Source organism: Acinetobacter nosocomialis NIPH 2119, from assembly GCF_000368085.1.
Classification (GTDB): domain Bacteria; phylum Pseudomonadota; class Gammaproteobacteria; order Pseudomonadales; family Moraxellaceae; genus Acinetobacter; species Acinetobacter nosocomialis.
This window is the reverse complement of record NZ_KB849239.1, coordinates 814456-837662: the sequence shown is the minus strand read 5'-3', so window position 1 is coordinate 837662 and position 23207 is coordinate 814456. Positions and strand designations below refer to the sequence as shown.

The following is a 23207-nucleotide window of genomic DNA, read 5'->3' as shown; positions in this document are numbered from 1 at the left end:
GATTTAATTAAAAAAAGGTGAATTATTTAAATTCACCTTTTGCCATTTATTAAAGCTTTCCTTCAAGCACTTGGTCTGAAACATGACCTTTCCACTGCTCTCTCAAGGTTGGTAAATAAAACTTCTCACCAATTGTGACCAACTCAGCATCAATGAGTGCATGAATTTCGTGCATAAAAATGTAATCTAAGGCAACTAAAGAGAGTTGATGATTTTTTTGCGCTACTTTTTTTCGCTTCACTTGAGCTTGTTTAATTAACTCATTTGCAAAATTTTTATCTTTGTATGTGGTGATTGCATTTAAACGAAGCTCAATAACACCCCAACCGGCCAACAATTTTTTGAAAATTTCAAAGTCTTTCGTCGTTGATTCCCAAGTTACATTTTCCAGATTATTATCTTCAGGCAAAACAGGTAACAGCAAATCACCAGTACTTGGAAAAATCTTTTTAAGATTTAACAGAAATTTAACAGGCTGATCACTCGGGTAATCATTAAACTGCACATGTTGTTCGGTATCTGTTAAATAAATCGAGAGCATTCAAAAATCCTTAGCTAAACAACTGTTTATTATGTGTTTAATTTCCATATCGCAAAATAAATAAAAATTAAAAACAATAGAAAAACAGGATAAGGTGGGCATTTTAACAATTATGGCAGCTTATTCAACTCTAAGTTGGTTTGATAAAGCTTAATTAAGAAATAATTACAATCTAGAAACTTGCAAATAAATCTCATACAACTTCAAAAATTTAAAAATGCTATCTTTTAAATATATTATTTTTTAATCTACTGTTAAATTTAATGTTATAATACATTGATTTACTCAATTTCATCTGGGCTTCCAAAGAAATGAATAGATCAAAATTAATTTTATTATTTTTAAGTATTAGTACTTTTTCTTCTTCGGTGTTTTCTGAAACGATTACTTCTCCAATTAAACAAGAATTTTATGACCAAGAATCTAATCGCCATAGAAGTATGCTTGAGGTAAGTAACACTTCAAGTCATAAGTTTAGTGAATCACAACACAATTCTTTTCACTCCGATTCTAATAAGCAAAGAGTAGATTTTTTTGAAATTGCCAAACAATATCAAGATGAGAAATCACAAAATACCTACTCGCATTTTGCTGACCCGACAGTGAACATGAGCGATCATGATCGAAGTCTCTACTATATTAGAAATCATGATGATATAAGCCTTAAAAGGGATATTCGTATTCAACAATATAGATCATTAAAACAGCAATACGATAAAGGAGTCATTTCCAATGATGAATACAAAGAGAAAGTTTATAAAATTTTAAAATAAGCTTTTATATTTTCTGAAGCCTTCTTTCTGATGGAAGGCTTCTATAATAGTTTTGATATAGATTGTTAAAAAAACTTTAAATAACAAAGATCCATAGTAAATAAGCAATAAAAATTAAACAGTTTTAACTGCTAAAAGACGCCAGACTATACAAATCTTCTCTACAAATAAAGGAGAGATCAATGAAGATCCGCGCTTCACGTACCTATTCAACTTATTCAAACCATTACTTTATTTCGAAAGAATATGAATGTAGCGTTATACCAGTAAAAGGAATGTGCTTTACTGATCTTGGTTTAACCGAAAATGGTGTGATTGAACCTGTAGAAATTAGTGAGGTCACTATAGACCCAGCCTCTAATTCTTATCATATTCTTTTAGCTAAAGACTCACATGAATATACAAAAGAAGAACTAAAAAGAAAGTTTGAAGAAATGAAAGTAAATGGCTGGGAATATATAGAAGATCTTCTGATGTAGCTTTTATTTTCAATCTATAAGTTAAAGTTCTAGATTTAAGGTGTAAACATAATAGCCATCAGTAGTTTAACTGTACATTCTGTGCATAATTATACGACTGATGGCTATATAGATCGCTTATTTACTATTTGGCGAAACCATTTTTTCAGGTTTAACGACCTCATCAAATTGTTCTGCTGTAACTAAACCAAGCTCAACAGCCACTTGTTTTAAAGTTTTATTCTCTTTATAAGCAGTTTTCGCCACTTTTGCAGAGTTTTCATAACCAATAACCGGATTCAATGCAGTAACTAACATGAGAGAGTTATGCAAGAAGTGATCAATTTTGTCGCGATTAGGCTCAATTCCTACTGCACAGTGGTCATTAAAACTATTACATGCATCACCAAGCAACTGAATAGATTGCAGTAAGTTATAAGCGATTACTGGCATAAATACATTAAGTTCGAAGTTACCCGAAGCACCAGCGACATTAATAGTCGTATCATTACCAAGCACTTGTGCAACCACCATAGTCATTGCTTCACTTTGGGTCGGGTTCACTTTACCCGGCATAATGCTTGAGCCTGGCTCATTTTCAGGAATGCGAATTTCACCAAAACCACAACGTGGTCCGCTTGCTAACCAACGAATATCGTTAGCAATTTTATTTAAACTTACTGCTAAAGTTTTTAATGCACCTGATGCAAAAACAGCAGCATCGCGTCCTGCAAGAGCTTCAAATTTATTAGGAGCAGTAACAAATGGCAAACCTGTTAAAGCTGCAAGCTGAGCTGCGGCTTTAACAGCATAGTCAGGATGAGCATTTAAACCAGTTCCTACCGCTGTACCACCCAATGGCAACTCATACAAACCACTTAAAGCTTGTTGTAAGCGTACTAAACCATGCTCAAGCTGAGAAACATAACCGCTAAATTCTTGGCCCAGTGTTAGTGGCGTCGCATCTTGTAAGTGGGTACGGCCAATTTTGACAATCTCTTGAAATTCATCTGACTTCTTCTGCAAAGTCGCTTTAAGCTGCTCTACAGCTGGAATCAGTAATTCATTAATTTGCAAACTTGCTGCAACATGAATAGCCGTTGGAAATGAGTCATTAGTAGATTGTGCACGGTTAACATGATCATTTGGATGTACTGGCTTTTGTGCTCCAAGCGCTTGGCCTAGCTTTTGATTGGCAATATTTGCAATCACTTCATTACAGTTCATGTTACTTTGGGTACCAGAACCTGTTTGCCAAACTACGAGTGGAAACTGTGAGTCCCATTTCCCTGCAATCACCTCTTCGGCAGCACCTACAATGTACTGACTCAAATCTTGTGGTAACTGGCCCAACTCTGCATTGGTTATTGCCGCAGCTTTTTTTACCAAGCCCATCGCTCGAATCATGGCACGGGGTAAACGCTCCTGCCCGATTTTGAAGTTCTGTAAGCTACGTTGGGTTTGTGCTCCCCATAGCGCTTCATTTGGAACTTCAATCTCACCCATAGTGTCATGTTCAATTCGTGTTTGCATAGAAACCTCGGTTATGTGGCTAAAGAACTCACGGGCTGAAGCAATTTTTGCTTTGGCTAGTTAATTTTAATATCGTACTCAAGCATTCCATTATTGTAAATAAGAATCATTATCCTATCTTCCATTTAATGTATTTTGATAGAATCTCCACTCATCTTCAATCATTTGCTTTAAAGTTCGTTTCGGATTCCATTGTAATAAAGTTTTTGCTTTTCCTATATTTGCACCCAATTGGGCCAACTCTTCATGCTTATAAATTGCCGATTGCGTCTGAATTTCGGCTTGGGTAACCTGCGAAATTTCATCTAATAATTGACGAATCGAGTGCACTTGATCATGAGCAATATTAAAAGCTTCACAGCAATGGGTTTGATCACGTAACCAATGTAAAGTTGAGCTTACGGCTTCGCATACATCTAATACATGTAGAAAACTACGCTCTACAGTATGGTCATCGGTCGAAACCTGATCTTGTAATTCAATTAAATCACGCTGCATCGCTGCAACTTGTAATGCAAGCGGTACAATATTTTTAGGGAGCTGTGCAACATATTCACCTAATACACCATGCTCAAAAGCACCTACAATATTTGATAGGCGTAGAATTGCAATTTTCCATTCATGATCAATTTTATGAGTATCTCTAATGATTTCTTCAATCATCTGTTGAGATTTAATATATGGATTAGGATAAGCATAGTTGAAGTCTTCCGTTTCGCTTAACTGCAAACCAGATTTTCCATAGACTGCCAAGCTAGATAAATGGATAAAATGACGAACACCAGTACGCTGCATTGCACGTAACAGGCTCATAATGCAACTGACATTGTCATTGTAATATTCGAGCGGTTTTAAATTAGACTCTTCAATAGATTTAAAACCAGCTGTGTGAATAACTGCATCGATTGAGTACTGTTCAAATACTTTGTTCAATGCAGGTGTATTACGTACATCAAGTTTAACAAACGGAACGTACATACCAGAGATGTATTCTAACCGCTCAAGCGTTTGCAAGGTCGAGTTAGCCAAATTATCGACAATAACCACTTCTTGGCCTTGAGCCAGCAGACTCAATGCAATGTGTGAACCGATAAAGCCTAAACCACCTGTCACTAAAATCATTGTATACTTACCTTTCTCTTAATGTATCTACGCCCATTTAGACGTATGACCATAGTGAATTCTCAATGAGTACATTACTACTAATAACCTCTGCTCCTACTTCGATCCATGCTTGGCATGCGCTAGGCCTTGCTCAGGCACTCAAAAGTAAAAATGAAGACTTTCGTGTATTCTTTTACCAAGATGGCGTTCAAGTTGCGAATGATTTTCAATGGGTTCCTGACGACCAGCGTAATTTAACGCATGAATGGCAAAAGCTCGCGATCCGACTTCCTGTCTGTGTCAGCGCAGCTCTTGCACGTGGGATTACCGATGCAGAAAATGCGAGTCGTCATCAACTTAGTCATCACAACCTAGCGAACAACTTTGAGTTGGTTGGACTAGGTGAACTTGCTGATGCAGTACAGTCAGCCTCTCGTCTTCTTCAATTCTAAGTTACTTTATTAACTTAGATTGTTGCTTTTAAAAGGTATATTGTGTGAAAACTGTACTCGTTATTTTGACCCAAGCCAATTTAACCAGCCTACAAGTCAATGAAAGCCTCGCCGCTACTATGGTTTTAGCAACCTTTGGCTCACCAGTCAAAGTATTATTAAAAGATGCGGCTCTTAGTCTTTTACAAAATGAACGTAACTTTGACCAATTGCAGCATGCATTTAAAATTGCTTCAAATATGGTAGATAGCTTTGAGTTTTATGACTTAAGCCCAATTCTTATTGAAGACAAAAATAAACAGCATCCTTTTGTTCAAAAAAGTGAGCAGGAACTAGAATTTGTTCAGCTAGATACTGAACTCATCCAATCTTTCGATCATGTCTTATATTGGTAGATAAAGGTGTAATTTTAATGACGCAATCAACTCTTTATCTTGTGCAAGCTTCTTATCACCATACTCCTCGCATTATTGAAGAACTTGCAAAACTGTTCCATAAAGATGATCAACTTATTTTTATGGGTGACTCAACTGCTCAACTTTCGGTAAATATTTGTCAGCAGTTTGGCTCAGTTTCTTGTTTATCTCATGAAAAAGATTTAATTGATGCAGAAACCTTAGCTCACGTTAAGGTATTGAACTATGACCAGTTTGCGGATCTGGTTTTACAATTTAATCGATGCATTTCTTTGAAATAATATAGTTAGGCTCATTTTTATGAATTTAGAATTAGATCAAGATGGTCATTTAGTCGACTATACGATTTGGAATCCAGAAGTAGCACAGGAACTCGCCAAATCTCTCGATCTTGAATTAACAGATTGGCATTTTGAAGTTTTAGCTGCGGTTCGCCAATTTTATCAGCAATTTGGGCATTCTCCTGCAACCCGCCCTCTGATTAAGTTTTTAATGAAAACCGTCAGTCCAGATATTAATAATGCTGTTTTACAGCAAAAATTTAATACCGGTTTAGTTGCTCGCCATCTCAGTCGTTTGGCAGGTATTCCTAAACCGGCAAATTGTTTATAAATTTTTATGCGAATTTTTTAGCGGCAGCGACACATAAAATTGTTACTGCCGTTACCATTAACATCGACCAACTTACATGTTCATGTAATAAAAGTGCGGCAATCGCGAGTCCCATTAAAGGTTGTAAAAGTTGTAGCTGGCTAATTGCAGCTATACCGCCTTGAGCAAGACCTTTGTACCAGAAAAAGAACCCGATGAGCATACTAAATAAAGATACGTAAACCAGTCCTGCTACCGCCGATGTAGATACATCTTGAAAGGAAACGGGCATATAAAAAAGAGTAGCGAGCAGCATAATCGGTAAAGCTAAAATAAGCGACCAACAAATCACTTGCCATCCACCTATTTTTTTCGAAAGCACTCCACCTTCTGCATAGCCAAATCCACACAAAATAATTGCAATAAGCATGTATAAATCGCCAATGCCAAAAGATGCTTCACCGGACAAAAAGAACATATAGGTAAAAACAACCAGACTGCCTAAAATTGCAAATATCCAAAAAAATAAATTTGGTTTTTCTCCACCTCTCACTACTGCAAATATGGCAGTAGCGAGCGGTAGAAGGCTAACAAAGACAATCGAGTGGGCTGCGTTCATATACTGTAGAGCAAGCGCAGTAAATAAGGGAAACCCAACTACAACGCCTAAAGCCACAATAGCCAGCGACCACCAGTCTTGTTTAGCAGGCTTTTTTTCCTTAAGTAAAAAGATAAGAATTAAGCCCAAGACTCCTGCAATGACAGCTCGTGCTGCTGTTAGAAAACCAGGCTCAAAACCTGTTACCGCAACACGGGTAGCGGGTAACGAGCCTGCAAAAATTGCAACGCCAATAAAACCATTTACCCAACCGTTCATAAACTTTTGCATATTATTCTCCGCAACTATACGAAGAATTTAAGCTGTGATATGGTGTCAAAACCAGATACAAAGCAGTACAATTTTAAAAAACTGTTATGTATAAATAAGCAGTACAGTAGAGATGATTAACGTGAACCAGACAAAAACAAAAATCGAACTTGTTATTTCACAGATTGAACAACAAATTAAGAATCGCTCTTTGACTCCGGGAACTCGACTCCCCTCTGTGCGCAAGCTGGCCAAAGATTTAGGTTTTTCAGTTTCTACGGTTGTCGAAGCTTACGAGCGATTAATTGCCCTAGGTAAAATTGAATCACGTAGTGGATCGGGCTTTTATGTCGTGGCACCACTTGCTCCTTTAGACTTAAGTGAATTAGGACCCAAACTAGATCGCTCAATAGATCCGTTATGGATTTCACGTCAGTCTTTAGAGGCAGAACCTGATGCGTTTAAGCCCGGTTGTGGTTGGTTACCTAATGACTGGATGCCACTTGAAAGTATCCGCAAAGCATTAAGATCTATTACACGAAGTGAAGATGATAGTTTAATGGGTTATTCTTCACCGTTAGGGCTGCCCGTATTAAGAGATTTACTGGCTAGGCGAGCACAAAATAAAGGTATAGAGGCAAATCTCAATCAAGTTGTTCTAACCGATTCAGGCACTCAAGCTATTGATCTGGTTTGTCGTTTTTTACTTAAACCAGATGATGTAGTTCTAATTGATGACCCATGTTACTTTAATTTTCATGCTCTACTTAAAGTTCATCAAGTTAAAGTTATTGGTATTCCATACACTCCAAATGGCCCAGACTTAGAGGCATTTAAAGAAGCGATTGAGAGCTATAACCCTCGGCTTTATATTACAAATTCAGGAATACATAACCCCACTGGCGCAACGCTTTCACTCTCGACAGCTCATCAATTACTGAAGTTGATTGATCAATCTAATTTAATTGTGATTGAAGACGATATATTCTCGGATTTTGAATATACTCCAGCTCCACGACTTGCAGCCCTAGACAACCTTTCACGCGTGATTTTTATTGGAAGTTTCTCTAAAACGCTCTCTGCCTCTATTCGCTGCGGCTACATTATTGCGAAACCAGAATGGATTGATCAGATTACCGATTTAAAAATTGCTACCAGTTTTTCTCACAATGGACTCTCAGCCAAGATTTTACACACAGCTTTAACCGATGGTTCATACCGTAAGCATTTAGATTTATTAAAAGTTCGTTTAGCTCAAGCCATGCAAGAAACAATCACGAAGCTCAAATCGATTGGGATAGAACCGTGGATTGAACCCAAGGCTGGAATTTTTGTGTGGTGTCGTCTACCAGAAGGTGTAGATGCAGCGAAGATTGCCCAGTTTTGTCTGAATCGGCAAGTGATTCTCGCCCCGGGTAATGCCTTTAGCCAAGCACAATCGGCAGGTCAATTTATCCGTTTTAATATTACTCAATCAAATCATGATTATATTTATAAGACCCTTGCAGAAGCACTTCTACAAGAGTCGTTAGAGAACCGAGTTTAAGCCTGTTTTTGCTTCTGTTCCATATAAGCAAAATAACCCGGCCCAGCCGAAACCTGAACTTGCTTTGCATGTAATGGCTCACGACATACTGAACAGACCATAACAGGTTCAAACTTATGTCCACATGTTTTGTGGCGATATTCCAAAGGCTTGCCTAAACCTTGATCCATCCATTTATCTGCCCAGTTCGCCATAGATAAGATAATCGGATAAAGTTCAAATCCTTTATCAGTGAGACGATATTCAAAACGCTCCTGACGGTCAAAATAAGGAGCTTTGACTAAAATTTCGTATTCAACCAACCGTTTTAAGCGATCAGAAAGGACATGACGAGTGACACCTAATGATTTTTGAAAATCATCAAAACGGCGAATTCCCATAAAAGCATTACGTAATATTAGCATCGTCCATCGATCACCAATCACTGATAGCATGCGGGCAACAGAACAAGGCTGATCACCGATGTCATCCCATTTCATCTTTATGCTTTCCTCAATATAGAACTGGCCTATTTGCCTTATTATTTATACCCTAAACCACTTAATATGTTATATGCAATATAGAGCTTAGAAATAAGTTTTTAGTATATTTATAAAGCTTATTTTTTTAAAATAACAGTCACTAAAAATAGATATAAAATATAATTAATCCATCCGTATGGATTAATTATATTCAGCTTATTTATAAGTTAATTTGAAATAAAGATTCCCTTTAGCACAGTTCCTGATGCTAGTTTTGTATTCGCAGGAATACGGACTAGACAATTGGCTTGCATAAGATTACTCAGCATATGGGACTGCTGCTTGGCCAAACTTTTTACCCTCAGTTGTCCTGCATCAAAATAAGCATACATTCGTAAAAAACGCTCACGTGCATCTTCTTTTAAATTATGCTCTAAAATTGCGGTAAACCATTCTGGTCCCTGTCTATTGCCCTGCAATGCATCAAGCAAAGATTTTCCGTAAATTTGCATTGCGACATATACCGCAGCTGGATTGCCCGGTAAGCCTAACAAATAGCAAGAATGTTGGGTTTGTGAATTATGGTATTCGGCAAAGAATAAGGGTTTACCCGGTTTCTGTTTAACTTTCCAAAAGATTTGTTCAAACCCAACTTCGAAAGCACAGGGCCGTACAAAGTCGTAGTCTCCTACCGACACTCCGCCAGTCGTTATAACAACATCATGGCTGTCTTTTAGTTTATTAAAGTAATGGCTGACCTGCTCTGCTTCATCTGCTACATGAATCAGCTCGATATCTAAACCATAATCTTCAAACCAAGCTTTTAGTAATGGGCCATTTGCATCAAAAATTTTACCTTCAGCTAGATCTTCTGCTGTTTCGGCAACTTCATCACCCGTGATCAAAACAGCGACTTTCGGTGTACGATAGACTTCAACGATTTGCACACCCGCCATACTTAAAGCAGCCAAACTTCCAATATTTAGAAACTGTCCTGCTTGAGCAAGCAACTGCCCTCTCTGGATTTCCTCTCCGGTAAAGCGGATATCGGCTTGAGGGCGTATATGTTCCGTTAAACAAATTTCTTGAACCGAAATGACCGATACAATTTCTTGCCGTGCTACATGCGTTGTCCCTTCAGGAATTTTGCCGCCTGTAAATATACGAATTGCCTGACCTTCACTCAGTATGTCGTGACTCTCGCTTCCAGCACGAATCTCACCTGTAACTTGGAACTTTTGTTTATTTAAATCTTCTGCATGGCTACAAAGTGCATAACCGTCTACTGCACTTTGAGAAAAGCTAGGTAGATTAATTTCAGAGTAAATCTCTTTCGCAAGATAACTACTTAGGCTATTTGTTAGAGTCTTTTGAATAGAGCTTAAGTTTTTAGGCTTATTAATAACTAAATCTAGCGCTTCATCTATACTGATTAATCCACGCTCAGCACCACAACCTGACATTATTCATAGCCTCCTGGATGTGGTAAATCACGGCAAACATCAAAAATATGGACTAATGCGGGTAAAATAGCGGCCATTGATTCGCTTGCGCCACCACGGCTTCCCGGTAATGTCACTACTAACGAACGATCAATAAACCCTGCTACTCCGCGTGACATAGCAGCATATGGCGTGCGTTTTTGTCCAAATGAGCGAGCAGCTTCCATTAAGCCATCTAATTTACGTTCTAAAAGAGGCTCTAGCGTATCAACTGTAATGTCACGCTTACCAATTCCTGTTCCACCCACGGTCATAATACAAGCATACGATTTGGTGAGTTCTAAAACCAATTCTTTGAGATCATCTGCTTCATCGGGCAAAATTTGGTAATGGATCGGATCAAAGCCAGCTTCAGTTAAAGTTTCAACCACAGATTTTCCAGCAGTATCCGGCTTTCTACCCGCTGCTACGGTGTCTGACAAGACAATAACCGCAGCCGAAACAGGCTGACGCAATACCCGTTTAAAATGGGATTTTCCGCCTTTTTTCTTCAGTAGTTTACATTGATCCATCCAGAGTTCTTCTGGTTCACAATGAGGCTTTAACATGTCATAGATAGTTAAGCCTGCAAGGCTTGCCGCCGTTAAAGCTTCCATTTCTACGCCAGTTGGACCAATAGTTTCAACAACAGCAATAATTTTTACAAAGTCATTTTCCAATTCATATTCAACATCTGCCCTATAAATCGGTAGCGGATGACATAGTGGAATCAGCTCATCAGTTCGTTTGGCTGCCAAAATTCCTGCAACACGTGCTGTTTTTAGGGCATCACCTTTTTCCGTGTTTCCTTGTCTTAATAGTTCAATACAGTGCGGTGGTGCATATAAAATCGCTTGTGCTTCGGCAACACGATAACTTTCCGGCTTCATTCCTACGTTTTTCATTATTTATCCTAGTGTTACATATTTCAGTGTGAGTGCTCATGGCCGGCATGATGATGGTGATGTTTGTGGTCGTGCGGTGCATCCTTACGAATACAACAGCCCTCTACATAATGACTTGTGCCATCTGTAAAGAACTCTTCTTTAAAGACAGGCACTTCATGTTTTACCCGTTCGACTGCTTCCTCACATGCTTGAAAAGCTTCACGGCGATGGGCTGCATACGCAATCGCAATAATGGCTGTTTCACCAACATCCAGATATCCAATTCGATGAACCACTCGCACATAAGATACCTGATACTTTTTCTCAATTTCTAGTTCAATTTCACGTATCATTTTTTCTGCAAGCGGTTTATACGAGGTATATTTCAGCGCCTTTACCGCTTTACCTTCGTGGTGATTACGAACCGTACCCATAAAAATATCGATACCGCCACACTCAGGAAAAGATTGAATCGGATCAAAAGTATCTAGGCTTAAAGCCTGCTCTTGTATTCTTGCGAACTCTTTCATGATTCATCCTCCAGCAACGGGTGATAATAAAACCAAAGTGCATGGCTCACTTAAGACAGTTTGTCTAGTTATGACATTTTCACCAATTGCACATGCACATTTTTCCATGGCTTTTGTAGATTCCGGATGCAATAAAACAATTTGATTTAATACATCTTTAACCAAGCTATGATTCGGACAAACTAACAAAAGATTTTCAGGAAGCAATTTTTCAATTGCACCAAATGCTTCGACTTTAATTTGGATAGATTGTTGCATTTATCCCCCAAGCATATGCATGCTGATTTTACGGGTTTGTTGATGTTGTAAGGCATGGAAACCTTTTGCTTTATGCCAGATATAAGGATGAACCAAATTCTTTAAATTTTGGATATATATACCGTATTCTGGGCTATGTTGTTTGCTTACCAGTGCTTGAAGCTGAGGCTTAATATTTAAACCTTGCGGCGCAAATAAACAGTTATATAATTCGCCTTTTGCGGTAAGCCGTATACGGTCACATTGGTGGCAAAATGAATGCGTAATTGTGGAAATAATTCCTAAATGGTAGCTACCATTAATTAGATATTGACGCGCAGGCTCATGTTGCTGCTCGATCACTTGTACCGAATAATACGGTCGCAATACCTTTAAAATTTCAGCCTCGCTTACCACATCTTTATTTGACCAAAGTGCATCACCATCAAGCGGCATAAACTCGATAAAACGTAAAGGAATATGATTAGAAATTGACCACTTCACCATAGGTAAGATTTGATTATCATTTTTATCTTTCATTAATACGCAGTTAATTTTAAAAGGCAGTCCTGCATCTTTAGCAGCTTGAATACCCTCAAGAACCGGTTCTAACTTTTTCTTAGTGAGCTCTTTAAATTGAATTGAATCAAGACTATCTAAACTAATGTTTAAATCATCTAATCCAGCGTCTTTTAGTTGTTTAGCGTATTTAGCAAGGTAATGACCATTTGTAGTCATCGATATACGTTTTAAACCTAATGCTTTTAAAGCCTGCAAATCACGAATAAAATGAACAATGCCTTGACGCATTAATGGTTCACCCCCCGTAATGCGAATACTCTCGATACCTTGCTGCACCATAAAATGACAAAATTGAAAGAGCGCTTCAAAACTAAGCAAGTCTTGTTTATTTAACCATTCTGGATGCTCAGGCATGCAATATACACATTTAAAATTACAGCGATCAGTTACAGAAATTCGTAACTTACGCTTGATACGCCCATATTGATCTTGCAGAAGGCTTGGCGCATTTTCAGAGTGATATTGTTTCATCATTTGCACTCATATCGAGAACATTTCAAATCTTGCGAGCACCGATTATGAACAATCAAATACAAAAAATTGCATCTTAATAGTGCTTTGATCTTTAATAGCAAAATTTGTTCCAGCTCTACTTATTTTCCATAATATTTAAATTTTTTATAGACTTTTCACCGCACTACCTTAAGAACAATTAAAAAATAAATCTCAAGTTAGCACGGCAAAATCTATGTTTTACTTGATTCTATTTCTAACACTTTTCTAGACGGATGGGTACATATTTATGGTACGGCGTTTTCGACAATGGATCACAATGTTCAGCAGAAATAAGTAAGTTTAATTGTGGCCCAATCGGTGCTCCATTTTGAAAGCGCATACCGTAGCCGTGTGGCAGTGACACAACACCTCTTCTCATCCCATCATCTAACTCAATAGCCACCTGAATTTCTCCATGTTGTGAGATACATTTAAGCTGCCCTCCTGTATCTACATTTAAGTGCCTTGCATCTTCGGGATGAATACGTAGTGCACCTTCTGCATCTACTTTTCGCCAAGCAGGGTCACGGTAAATTTGGTTGGCGTTGTAACTACGGCGTTCACCTGACAAAAGGATGAAAGGAAACTCTTCAACATTAACGTTATGGCTTTTCAAGCTTGCGAGTTCACTTAACATCTCGGGAATTGCAAGACGTATTTTCTTATCTTTATAAGCCACCAGTTTCCAGACTTCGTCATATTCATGTTGCGATAAAACCATACCTGAACGTTGCTTTAATATCTGCTCAAATAGTTTGACACCTTGTGTTAACGGATTACCTTTATAACCTGCACGGCGTACCGCTTTGGTATGTAAAACAGCATATTGAATAGATAGCGGCAATAAAAAAGCAACTGAATCTGCAGAATTGCCAAGTCGTTTGCCAAGAGTTCGATAAATAATGGAGGCAGCAAAAGGGATATATTTTTTATGCCGTGCCAAGGTAAGTCCTAGCGCCGACAAATATGGTAAGTAGGCGGTTTTTTTCGAGTCGACCGCAGCTATTTTTTCTAAAACTGGGAAACTCTTCGGAATAGCATTCATAGCTTCCAGTAATCGAGTATAAATTTCGGCTTCCGGTAAAGTATTTGCTTGAGCAGCCAAAACGGGATGACGCAGATGAAAACCATTTTTAGGAAATTCCAAGTTAAAACCGGTAAATTCCCATTTTTCAAACTGAGTATGAGCAGGCAAAATATAGTCGGCGAGTCTCGCGGTTTCTGTCATCGCAACATCGACTACAACCAACAAATCTAATGCTTTAAAGGCTTCCTCAAAAGCTGGTGTATCAGGGTAAGTTAATAGTGGATTACAACTATCTACAAACACAGCACGAATTCGCTTTTCCCCTGCTTTTAAGATTTCATCGGGTAAAATATTAGGCGGGAAAAACCCGGAAATCGGGAACATTTTATGGTAAACGCTACGTCGATATTTTGGTTTTCTTTCATCCGTATCGGTCAAAATTGGAATAAACATGGTATGCAAATTATTGGTACCTTGTTTTCCAAAGTTCCCTGTCAGCAAGTATAAAAGCTTTTCTAAATAACCATTTAATGTTGTATTCAAAGTATGTTGAATACCTAAATCGATACGTACACAGCCTCTTTTTGCTTTGGCAAACTCTCGAACCACCTGATAAATCAAATCAATAGGTACATCAGCTTTAGCAATATAGTCTTCAATCGGGACATGGTTAAATGCAGCTTTTACTTCTTCAAACCCATGTGTATGCTGCTCAATAAACGCTGCATCATAAAGCTTTTCTTTAATAATGATCGCAATCATGGCCGACATTAAAAAAGCATCTGTTCCCGGTTTTAGCTGCATGTGAATGTCTGCTTGTTTTGCCGTTTCGGTAACACGCGGGTCGAACACCACCATGGTTCGGTTCGGATCTTTTTTAATATGTTTTAGCGTGTCTCGTGCGTTAGGAATACCATGTGCTTGAAACGGATTTGTTCCAATAAAAAGTACATAATCTGCATGTTCAACATCTTCTGTCGTATGGCAAGCCTGACTACCGAATAAACGTCCATTGAGCCAGAAATCACCTGTTTTTTCTTGGGCAAGTGAGTTATATGCATAATAACTTTTCATAGCCAATAAAAGTTGTCGGCCATAAGCTGCACCGAGGTGGTTACCCTGACCACCACCACCAACCGAAGCAAAAGCAGTACCGCCAAATTTATCTCTAATCTGAACCAATTGATCAGCAATTTCTTGTATCGCCACATCCCAACTAATTTCTTGAAATGAGCCATCTGGTTGTCGTTTTAAAGGTGCGGTTAAACGGTCTGCATGTTTCTGGTAATGCTGTAATCTTGCGGCTTTTTGGCAAATGTAACCTTGAGAAAATGGGTGCTCAGGATTACCTTTAATTTTGACAAATTGGTTATCTTTAATTTCTACGCTCAAACCGCAGTTTCTTGAACATAAAATACATGCGGTCACATCTGTTTTACTTTGCTGAGCTGCGTCCATCATTTTTCTGGCTCCGTTTATTTTTATACATCTGGCTAGAATGAAAATAACAAGTTCCAAAATAGAACTTAAATTCTAAACAGTCAATAACTCAAAATTTAAAAAATGATTTCAGATTATCAATGTAAATTTTAAATCGATATGATTGAGGTTCTAATTTGTCGAAAAAATCTCTTTAAATGCTTTAATTTGTTTGTATTGTTGAAGTTCATCTAAAGAATTAATGCTATGGAAAAATAAGTTTTGCTTTTGAAAAATGGCTACTTGTGCATGTAAAAGTTTAAAGCAATTTTTTAAACTCAATTGTTGCTTGTCAATTTGCTGCTCTAACACCTCTAGACTTTCACGTTTTAACAAACAAAATGGGTATAAGGCATCTCCATTAATTGAAACGTAAGCTGCCTGGGCCTGTTTATTTTTGCGAAGTGCGCTGTGTAATTTCGCAACGACTTGCGTAGGTATGTAGGTCACATCACAAGGGATAAACAAAACATAATCTGCTTTTACATGTGACCATGCACTTTTCATTCCCATAAGTGGGCCGAAAAAACCGGAAGCATCATCTTGAAAACATTTAATATCGGGCACAATACTTTGATAAATCGAATAATCACGGTGACTATTTACCCAAATTTCAGATACAGATGACTTTAATTTTTGATGAATTTTGAGTAGTTGCGTATCGCCATCGAATTGTTGCAACAGCTTATTTAAACCATTCATACGGCGGGCTTGTCCACCCGCCAAAATGACCAAATCAGTTACGGGATATTCCTTATTCACACTTCCACCTCTTGTTGGCAAGCTTTAATCAAGCCACGAATTTCAGGTAAACATGAACCACAGTTCCCACCTGCTTTTAGACATGCAGTGACCTGTTTTTCATGGGTAATGTTTTGTGTTTTTATCACATCGATAATTTTATTCTTACCTACTTTAAAACAACTACACACTAAAGGCCCATCATTATTGGTAGCCGACATTGGCATACCTGCTAGTAAAGCTTTACGGTGCAAGGCGCTCAAACGTTCTCGTTTAAACAGACTTGCTACCCAGTCACGGTCTGGCAATAAATCTGGCGGTGCAATATATAGACTTGCAATTACAATGCCATCTTTCAAAATAATACTATGGCTCAGTTGTGAAGAAATATCTTCTATGCTTAACCATTCAAAGGTTTCATCGGCAAATGGCAAAAAGCTTTTCAGATTCTTTTGAGTATCATGAAAAGTTTGGCGGTCTGCAAGTTCATAGCGGCTGGTTTTCACCATTTTGACTTTGGTCCACCATGCACAGTGATGTAGCGATTCTTGAATATGAGAATCGTATCCTTCACGAATATAGAGCACACCTTGCCAAGTGGTATAGAACGGTTGAATAGTTACAGGCGTATGTTTGAACTCGGGCTCACCTGAAATTGCATCAACTTCTGGATTAACGACTTTACCAATACGGGCATCGGATGCGGCCTGTTCAGTCCAGTGAATCGGTGCAAAAATTTGCCCACGACGGACACCAGATGAGAAGGTCGCGCGTAGTACACAACTGCCCCATTTCGACCGAACTTCTACCAAACCTTGATCACGTACACCAAACTTCAATGCATCACTTGGATGAATCTCACAGAATGGTTCAGCACGGTGACTGGTTAAATTTGGCGACAAACCAGTACGGGTCATGGTGTGCCATTGGTCACGAATACGCCCCGTGTTCAAAATGAGCGGATAATCTTCTGAAATTGCATGTACCGGATTAATTGCAACAGTCGGAATTAGTTTTGCCTTGGTGTTTTTGTGACTAAACTGGCCCTTACCAAACAGTTGTTGAACAGCTTTAGCGTCTTGTTTTTTATCCCATACTGGCCATTGCACTGGTTGCAGAACATCGTACTCAGCAGCACTTAGGCTCATTAAACCTTTTAAGTTGAAATAACGGAACGTATCAGTTTGCTCACGTGTTTCAATGTCCACATTATCTTGTGCTGACAAAGCTGCATGTTCATTGAAAATATCAACAGCACTCGTAAAGTCAAAACCTTTAAAGCCTAATTTTTTCGCAACTTGACTCACTGACCACCAATCCGCTTTTGCTTCACCCGGCGCAGGTAAAAAAGCACGTTGACGTGAAATACGACGCTCAGAGTTAGTAACGGTTCCATCTTTTTCACCCCAACCTAAAGCTGGAAGTAACACATCGGCGTAAGCCGTAGTATCGGTATCGGCACAGATATCTGACACAACGACCAATTCGCATTTCTCTAAAGCACGCTTCACCTGATCAGCATCTGGTAAACTTACTACCGGATTGGTTGCCATAATCCAGATGGCTTTAATTTTTCCAGCTTCAACAGCACGGAATAAATCAACTGCTTTTAAACCAGCTTGAGTTGCAATAAATGGGCTGTCCCAAAAGGTTTGCACTACTTTTTGGTGCAGGGGATTATCCAAATCCATATGGGCAGCCAGCATATTAGCTAAGCCACCCACTTCTCGGCCACCCATAGCATTCGGCTGGCCTGTCATTGAAAATGGTGCAGCGCCGAGCTTTCCAATTTTACCTGTTAGTAAGTGACAGTTAATAATGCTGTTGGCTTTATTCACGCCCTGACTTGATTGATTCACACCCATTGAAAATAGCGTGATTACCTTTTCAGTCTGCGCAAATTTCTCAAAGAACTGTTGCATCTTATCGAGTGCAATTCCTGTACGCTTTGCCATATATTCCACATTAGCTTCTGGCTCGCTGCTTGCCAAAACCTCTTGCAAACCTTCAGTATAGGCATTAACAAAAGCCTGATCGGCATGACCATTTTGATATAAATATTGGAATAGACCGTTAAACAATGCGACATCTTGGCCCGGTAAAATCGGTAAATGTAAATCCGCTTGTTCACAAGTACTGGTAAAACGTGGGTCAATCACCACAACAAACATATCGGGATTGTGGCTTTTAGCCTGCATAATCCGTTGATACAGTACAGGATGGCACCATGCGGTATTGGAACCAACCAAAACCACCATGTCGGCATGTTCAAAATCTTCATAACTTGCAGGGACAAGGTCTTCACCAAAGCTACGTTTATGACCTGCCACCGCAGATGACATACAAAGCCGTGAGTTGGTGTCGATATTTGCAGTGCCCAAATAGCCTTTTACAAACTTGTTCACCACATAATAGTCTTCAGTCAAAAGCTGACCTGAAACATAAAATGCAATGCTGTCACGACCATATTTGTCGATACAAGTCTGGAATTTATCGGCAATTTTATTGATTGCTGCATCCCATGTCGTTACCTCCCGATCAGCTTTTCGTCCCATCATTGGTTGTAAAACACGTGTTTCTAACCCCAAAGTATCCGCAAGTCGGCTACCTTTAATACATAAGCGCCCAAAGTTGGAAGGATGCTCAGCATCCCCCTCAACTTGCACCACAGGTCCTTGAGGTTTTTGTTGAACGTTTACACTAACACCACAACCTACACCGCAATATGGACATGTTGTTTTAGTTGTTTTTGCAACATGGTCGGAGCTATCGATTTCAACGCTTGGAATACTATTCATAACTGCTCCTTTCCCTATTTAGCCTGCATTTTTTAATGCAAAATCTCGACCAAATAGCAGCTTATTTCTAAATGAAGAAACAGGAGTTTGATCTGCAATTAACTCTGCATACCACATGCCATCTTCAGTATCTCCAAACAATACTGCACCGATTACCCGATCGCTTTGAATGATGATACGTTTATAAATCTGGCGTTTTTCATCGTTCAGGATAATGTCTTCATAATCATCTTTCGGTTCAAAATTGCCTGCCGAGAATACATCGACACCACTGACTTTTAACTGAGTCGGCACAGTTGGTGCTTTAAAAGTTAAGCTGCCGTGCTCTGCTAAATGGGTCGCGCAAATAAAAGCTTGGCCCCATAGTGGCTCAACTAAACCGAAAGTTTGACCACGGTGTTCGATACACTCACCCACGGCATAAATACTTGGGTCAAATGTTTGCATGGTGTCATTCACCAATACACCACGATTACAACGTAATCCTGCACTTTGCGCCAAAGCAATATTCGGACGGATACCTACAGCAAACACCACAAGGTCAGCATCTAACACTGTGCCATCTTTTAAACGGATTTGTTTGACATGACCGTTTTCATCACCAATTAACGCTTCGGTATTGGCTTCGGTAATGATTTGAATACCTTTTTGCTCAATACTATGACGAAGTAACTGACTTGCACGCCCATCAAGTTGGCGTTCCATAATACGGTCCATCAAATGCAATACCGTGACATTCATACCGCGTTGTTTTAACCCATACGCCGCTTCTAAACCCAGCAAACCGCCACCAATCACGACTGCATTAGTTTTTGAACCACAGTATTCAATCATGGTGTTAACGTCATAGATGTCACGGAAAGTTAACACGCCTTTTAGGTCAACACCTTGAACTGGCGGAATAAACGGTGTTGAACCTGTCGCCAAGATCAAACGGTCATAATCAACTGTCTGGCCTTTTTCGGTATAAACCACTTTACGCGGACGATCAATTTTTACGGCTTTATCACCAGCAATAAATTTAATGCCTTTATCGTCATACCACTTCGGTGGATGCAACATAATGTCTTCAATGTTTTTTTCACCCGATAAAACCGGAGATAGCATAATACGGTTATAGTTACCCCATGGCTCTTCACCAATCACCGTAACTTCATAACGGTCTGGTGCCATATCAAGTAAATCTTCCAGACAACGCATTCCTGCCAAACCATTTCCGATCAGCACCAGTCTAAGTTTGTCTTGTGATACACCTGTATTGGTAATATAAGTTTTTTGCGGCACCGCGTTGACCCAAACACGACTATCAACAATTTTGCTCGGATAAACCGCCAATTTTTGGTCTTTATCTTCTAAACAACGGCCCGTAGCTAAACTGAAATGTTGTTTATAGATTGGAGATGCAACGACGCGTTCGCCTTGTAAATCACCAATAATCCCGCGGCTCATCACATTCGCTTGGCTAAACGGATCTTTATTGCTCAGTACATAAACACGTTTTTCATGCCCCACACGGAAGATTGCAACCGCTTGACCGCCCACTAGCGCTCCTGCACCAGTGTTTGGAGTTAAATCATCGAGTGCACAAACGTCAATCCATTGATCATCAGGAAGCATATTTTTGTCTTGTACAATATTCATATAAGTTCTCCTTTATGCTTCAACCATTGGAATGCGGTCTTCTGAACGTTCAGCTTCGGTTAATGGACGGATTTGACCACGTTCAGTTGTAAATTGAATGTGCGGATCAGCTTGTTCATTCGCTCCTACATTGATATAGGTTTGGAAGCGTTTACGAACTTCAGGATTTTCAACCGCAGTACGCCATTCGTCTTGATATGTACCAATAATGTGTTCCATACGGTGCTCAAGCTCGGCAGCTAAACCAAGAGAGTCATCAACGATCACAGATTTAAGATAGTCTAGACCGCCTTCCATGTTGTCACGCCATACACTGGTACGTTGTAAACGGTCTGCCGTTTGAATGTAGAACATAAAGAAACGGTCGATATAACGAATCAGTGTTTCTTTATCGAGGTCAGATGCGAGTAATTCTGCATGACGCGGTTTCATACCACCGTTACCACATACATAAAGGTTCCAACCCTTTTCAGTGGCAATTACACCTACATCTTTACCTTGCGCCTCTGCACACTCACGTGTACAGCCAGACACTGCCATTTTCAATTTATGAGGTGAACGCAAACCTTTGTAGCGGTTTTCAAGTTCAATCGCTAAACCAACCGAGTTATCTACCCCGTAACGGCACCAAGTGCTACCCACACAAGATTTCACTGTACGTAACGACTTACCGTAGGCATGACCAGACTCGAAGCCCGCAGCATTTAACTCTTCCCAAATAAATGGAAGTTCATGAACTTGGGCACCAAACATATCAACACGTTGACCACCAGTAATTTTGGTGTACAAGTTATATTTCTTCGCAATTTGGCCAATCGCAATTAAGCCATCCGGAGTGACTTCCCCGCCTGCCATACGCGGTACAATTGAGTAAGAGCCATCTTTTTGAATGTTACCAAGGTAGTAGTCGTTACTGTCTTGCAGACCTGCATGACTTGGCTTAAGTACGAAATCATTCCAGCAAGATGCCAAAATATTTGCTGCCGCCGGTTTACAAATATCACAACCTAAACCATGACCATGTTGATGAATCAAATCATCAAATGTCTTAATTTCATGGACACGAACCAAGTGATATAGCTCTTGACGCGAGTACGGAAAGTGTTCGCAAATGTGATTGTTAACAGTCACACCTTGACGTTGTAACTCTGACTTCAATACTTGTGTCACTAATGGTGCACAACCACCACATGCTGTTGCTGCTTTGGTGCATTTCTTTAATGCACCTAAAGAGGTCGAACCATCGCTAATTGCTTGGCAGATGTCTGCTTTTGATACGTTGTTACATGAACAAATAGTCGCGCTGTCTGGCAGCAAATCAACTCCGCTACCACCAGATTTTGCTGCTGATTGCTCAAAACCCGGCATGATTAAACTTTCAGGCACTTCCGGTAAAGCCAGACCATTCAACATCATTTGTAAAAGATCGTTGTATTCTTTGGCATCGCCCACTAAAACCGCGCCAAGCAATTTGGTTTTGTCGGCATTTACAACAATCTTTTTATAAACCAGTGCATGTTCATCTGCATAGAAATAGCTTAATGCACCTGGGGTCATGGCATGTGCATCACCGACAGAAGCAACATCAACGCCCATCAACTTCAACTTGGTGCTCATGTCTGCGCCAGCGAAGCAATGACACTCTTCATCTAAAATGTGTTTTGCTGCAATACGCGCCATGTCATAGCCCGGCGCAACCAAGCCATAAATTTTGTTTTGCCAAAGCGCACATTCACCAATCGCATAAATGTTTTGATCTGATGTTTGGCAATAATCATTAATTACAATACCGCCACGCTCACCAATCGCAAGTCCGCTATTACGCGCTAATTCATCACGTGGGCGGATTCCCGCAGAGAATAAAATCACATCAGTTTCGAGTTCACTACCATCGGCAAACTTCATCACATGAGTGGTATTTACACCAGACTCAATAGACTGAGTCGCTTTTTGTGTATGAACTTTTACACCTAAATCTTCAATTTTACGGCGTAAAACTTTGCCCCCTAAGTCATCAATTTGAACTGCCATCAAACGTGGTGCAAACTCAACAACGTGCGTTTCTAAATCTAAATCACGTAAAGCTTTGGCTGCCTCAAGTCCAAGTAAACCACCGCCAATTACTACACCTGTTTTTGCATTGAGACTCGCTGCACGAATCGCGTCTAAGTCTTCAATAGTACGGTAAACAAAACAGTTTTCACGGTCATTACCCGGAATTGGCGGAACAAATGCATATGAACCAGTCGCCAGCACCAACTTGTCATAGCTAATCACATCACCATGATTGGTTGTTACGGTTTGTGCAGTTGTATCAATCGCCACTGCTTTAGTATTTAAACGTAGGTCGATGCCATACGCATCGGCAAAATCAAAACGTGCTAAAGATAAATCTTTTGCCGATTTCCCTGAGAAGTATTCAGTCAAATGTACGCGGTCATATGCGATACGAGGTTCTTCTGCAAGAATCGTGATTTCCAGTTCATCATCTGCTTTTTCTAAAATGGCTTCGATGAATTTGTGGCCCACCATACCATGACCAATCATTAGCAATTTCATAGTGTTT

22 protein-coding genes are annotated in these 23207 nt (G+C 39.5%); 7 read left to right on the top strand and 15 right to left on the bottom strand.

Annotation, left to right across the window (positions count from 1 at the left end):
- Positions 1-49 precede the first annotated feature (49 nt).
- Positions 50-541, bottom strand: a complete 492-nt coding sequence (locus F984_RS07990) for a hypothetical protein (protein ID WP_004708388.1) — start codon at positions 539-541, stop codon at positions 50-52.
- Between the two features lie 311 nt (positions 542-852).
- Here F984_RS07990 and F984_RS07985 point away from each other — a divergent pair, with 311 nt between their 5' ends.
- Positions 853-1314, top strand: coding sequence for a hypothetical protein (locus F984_RS07985; RefSeq protein WP_004708387.1), 462 nt, complete (start codon positions 853-855; stop codon positions 1312-1314).
- A gap of 182 nt (positions 1315-1496) precedes the next feature.
- Positions 1497-1793 carry a hypothetical protein gene (locus F984_RS07980; RefSeq protein ID WP_004708384.1) on the top strand — a complete coding sequence of 99 codons (297 nt, stop codon included), beginning with the start codon at positions 1497-1499 and terminating at the stop codon, positions 1791-1793.
- Positions 1794-1910: 117 nt separating this feature from the next.
- Here F984_RS07980 and fumC read toward each other — a convergent pair whose 3' ends face one another.
- Both fumC and galE read right to left on the bottom strand, forming a co-directional pair.
- On the bottom strand, positions 1911-3305 hold the full coding sequence (fumC, locus tag F984_RS07975) for a class II fumarate hydratase (protein WP_004708382.1): 1395 nt from the start codon (positions 3303-3305) through the stop codon (positions 1911-1913).
- A 114-nt stretch (positions 3306-3419) separates the two neighbouring features.
- Positions 3420-4427, bottom strand: coding sequence for a UDP-glucose 4-epimerase GalE (gene galE / locus F984_RS07970; RefSeq protein WP_004708380.1), 1008 nt, complete (start codon positions 4425-4427; stop codon positions 3420-3422).
- 65 nt (positions 4428-4492) lie between these two features.
- On the opposite strand from galE, the gene tusD reads away from it, so the two are divergent.
- From tusD to F984_RS07950, 4 genes are read left to right on the top strand one after another with little or no spacing between them, the layout of a single operon-like run.
- On the top strand, positions 4493-4861 hold the full coding sequence (gene tusD, locus F984_RS07965) for a sulfurtransferase complex subunit TusD (RefSeq protein ID WP_000105718.1): 369 nt from the start codon (positions 4493-4495) through the stop codon (positions 4859-4861).
- 44 nt (positions 4862-4905) lie between these two features.
- Positions 4906-5256, top strand: coding sequence for a hypothetical protein (locus F984_RS07960; RefSeq protein WP_002049601.1), 351 nt, complete (start codon positions 4906-4908; stop codon positions 5254-5256).
- Positions 5257-5273: 17 nt separating this feature from the next.
- Positions 5274-5558: a hypothetical protein gene (locus F984_RS07955; protein ID WP_004708378.1), complete on the top strand. Its 285-nt coding sequence runs from the start codon at positions 5274-5276 to the stop codon at positions 5556-5558.
- Between the two features lie 19 nt (positions 5559-5577).
- Positions 5578-5889, top strand: coding sequence for a TusE/DsrC/DsvC family sulfur relay protein (locus F984_RS07950; protein ID WP_001047539.1), 312 nt, complete (start codon positions 5578-5580; stop codon positions 5887-5889).
- A gap of 4 nt (positions 5890-5893) precedes the next feature.
- On the opposite strand, the gene F984_RS07945 is transcribed toward F984_RS07950, so the two are convergent.
- Positions 5894-6757, bottom strand: a complete 864-nt coding sequence (locus F984_RS07945) for a DMT family transporter (protein WP_004708376.1) — start codon at positions 6755-6757, stop codon at positions 5894-5896.
- Between the two features lie 121 nt (positions 6758-6878).
- On the opposite strand from F984_RS07945, the gene F984_RS07940 reads away from it, so the two are divergent.
- Complete coding sequence (locus F984_RS07940) at positions 6879-8282, top strand: aminotransferase-like domain-containing protein (protein WP_025469298.1); 1404 nt, start codon at positions 6879-6881, stop codon at positions 8280-8282.
- On the opposite strand, the gene F984_RS07935 is transcribed toward F984_RS07940, so the two are convergent.
- The 11 genes from F984_RS07935 to nirB form a co-directional block, all read right to left on the bottom strand.
- Entirely contained in the window at positions 8279-8761 is a 483-nt protein-coding gene (locus F984_RS07935) for a winged helix-turn-helix transcriptional regulator (protein WP_002049640.1), read from the bottom strand. The two genes, F984_RS07940 and F984_RS07935, sit on opposite strands and share 4 nt — an antisense overlap.
- Before the next feature lie 209 nt (positions 8762-8970).
- The gene (locus F984_RS07930) at positions 8971-10206 is read right to left on the bottom strand and encodes a molybdopterin molybdotransferase MoeA (RefSeq protein ID WP_004708370.1); all 1236 of its coding nucleotides are present in this window, start codon (positions 10204-10206) and stop codon (positions 8971-8973) included.
- The gene (moaCB, locus tag F984_RS07925) at positions 10206-11129 is read right to left on the bottom strand and encodes a bifunctional molybdenum cofactor biosynthesis protein MoaC/MoaB (RefSeq protein ID WP_004708369.1); all 924 of its coding nucleotides are present in this window, start codon (positions 11127-11129) and stop codon (positions 10206-10208) included. The genes F984_RS07930 and moaCB overlap by 1 nt, the downstream gene beginning before the upstream one ends.
- Positions 11130-11152: 23 nt before the next feature.
- Positions 11153-11641 carry a molybdenum cofactor biosynthesis protein MoaE gene (locus F984_RS07920; RefSeq protein ID WP_000657202.1) on the bottom strand — a complete coding sequence of 163 codons (489 nt, stop codon included), beginning with the start codon at positions 11639-11641 and terminating at the stop codon, positions 11153-11155.
- 3 nt (positions 11642-11644) lie between these two features.
- Positions 11645-11899, bottom strand: a complete 255-nt coding sequence (locus tag F984_RS07915) for a MoaD/ThiS family protein (RefSeq protein WP_004708367.1) — start codon at positions 11897-11899, stop codon at positions 11645-11647.
- Entirely contained in the window at positions 11900-12940 is a 1041-nt protein-coding gene (moaA, locus tag F984_RS07910) for a GTP 3',8-cyclase MoaA (protein ID WP_080631537.1), read from the bottom strand.
- A gap of 229 nt (positions 12941-13169) precedes the next feature.
- A complete protein-coding gene (locus F984_RS07905; RefSeq protein ID WP_004708362.1) occupies positions 13170-15443 on the bottom strand; it encodes a molybdopterin-dependent oxidoreductase in 2274 nt (757 codons plus the stop codon).
- Positions 15444-15593: 150 nt separating this feature from the next.
- Positions 15594-16223: a molybdenum cofactor guanylyltransferase gene (mobA, locus tag F984_RS07900; protein ID WP_004708359.1), complete on the bottom strand. Its 630-nt coding sequence runs from the start codon at positions 16221-16223 to the stop codon at positions 15594-15596.
- A complete protein-coding gene (locus F984_RS07895) occupies positions 16220-19000 on the bottom strand; it encodes a nitrate reductase (RefSeq protein WP_004708358.1) in 2781 nt (926 codons plus the stop codon). Before F984_RS07895 ends, mobA begins: the two co-directional genes overlap by 4 nt.
- Before the next feature lie 18 nt (positions 19001-19018).
- The gene (gene nirD / locus F984_RS07890; RefSeq protein ID WP_004708356.1) at positions 19019-20641 is read right to left on the bottom strand and encodes a nitrite reductase small subunit NirD; all 1623 of its coding nucleotides are present in this window, start codon (positions 20639-20641) and stop codon (positions 19019-19021) included.
- Positions 20642-20653: 12 nt separating this feature from the next.
- On the bottom strand, positions 20654-23200 hold the full coding sequence (gene nirB, locus F984_RS07885) for a nitrite reductase large subunit NirB (protein ID WP_004708354.1): 2547 nt from the start codon (positions 23198-23200) through the stop codon (positions 20654-20656).
- Positions 23201-23207 lie beyond the last annotated feature (7 nt).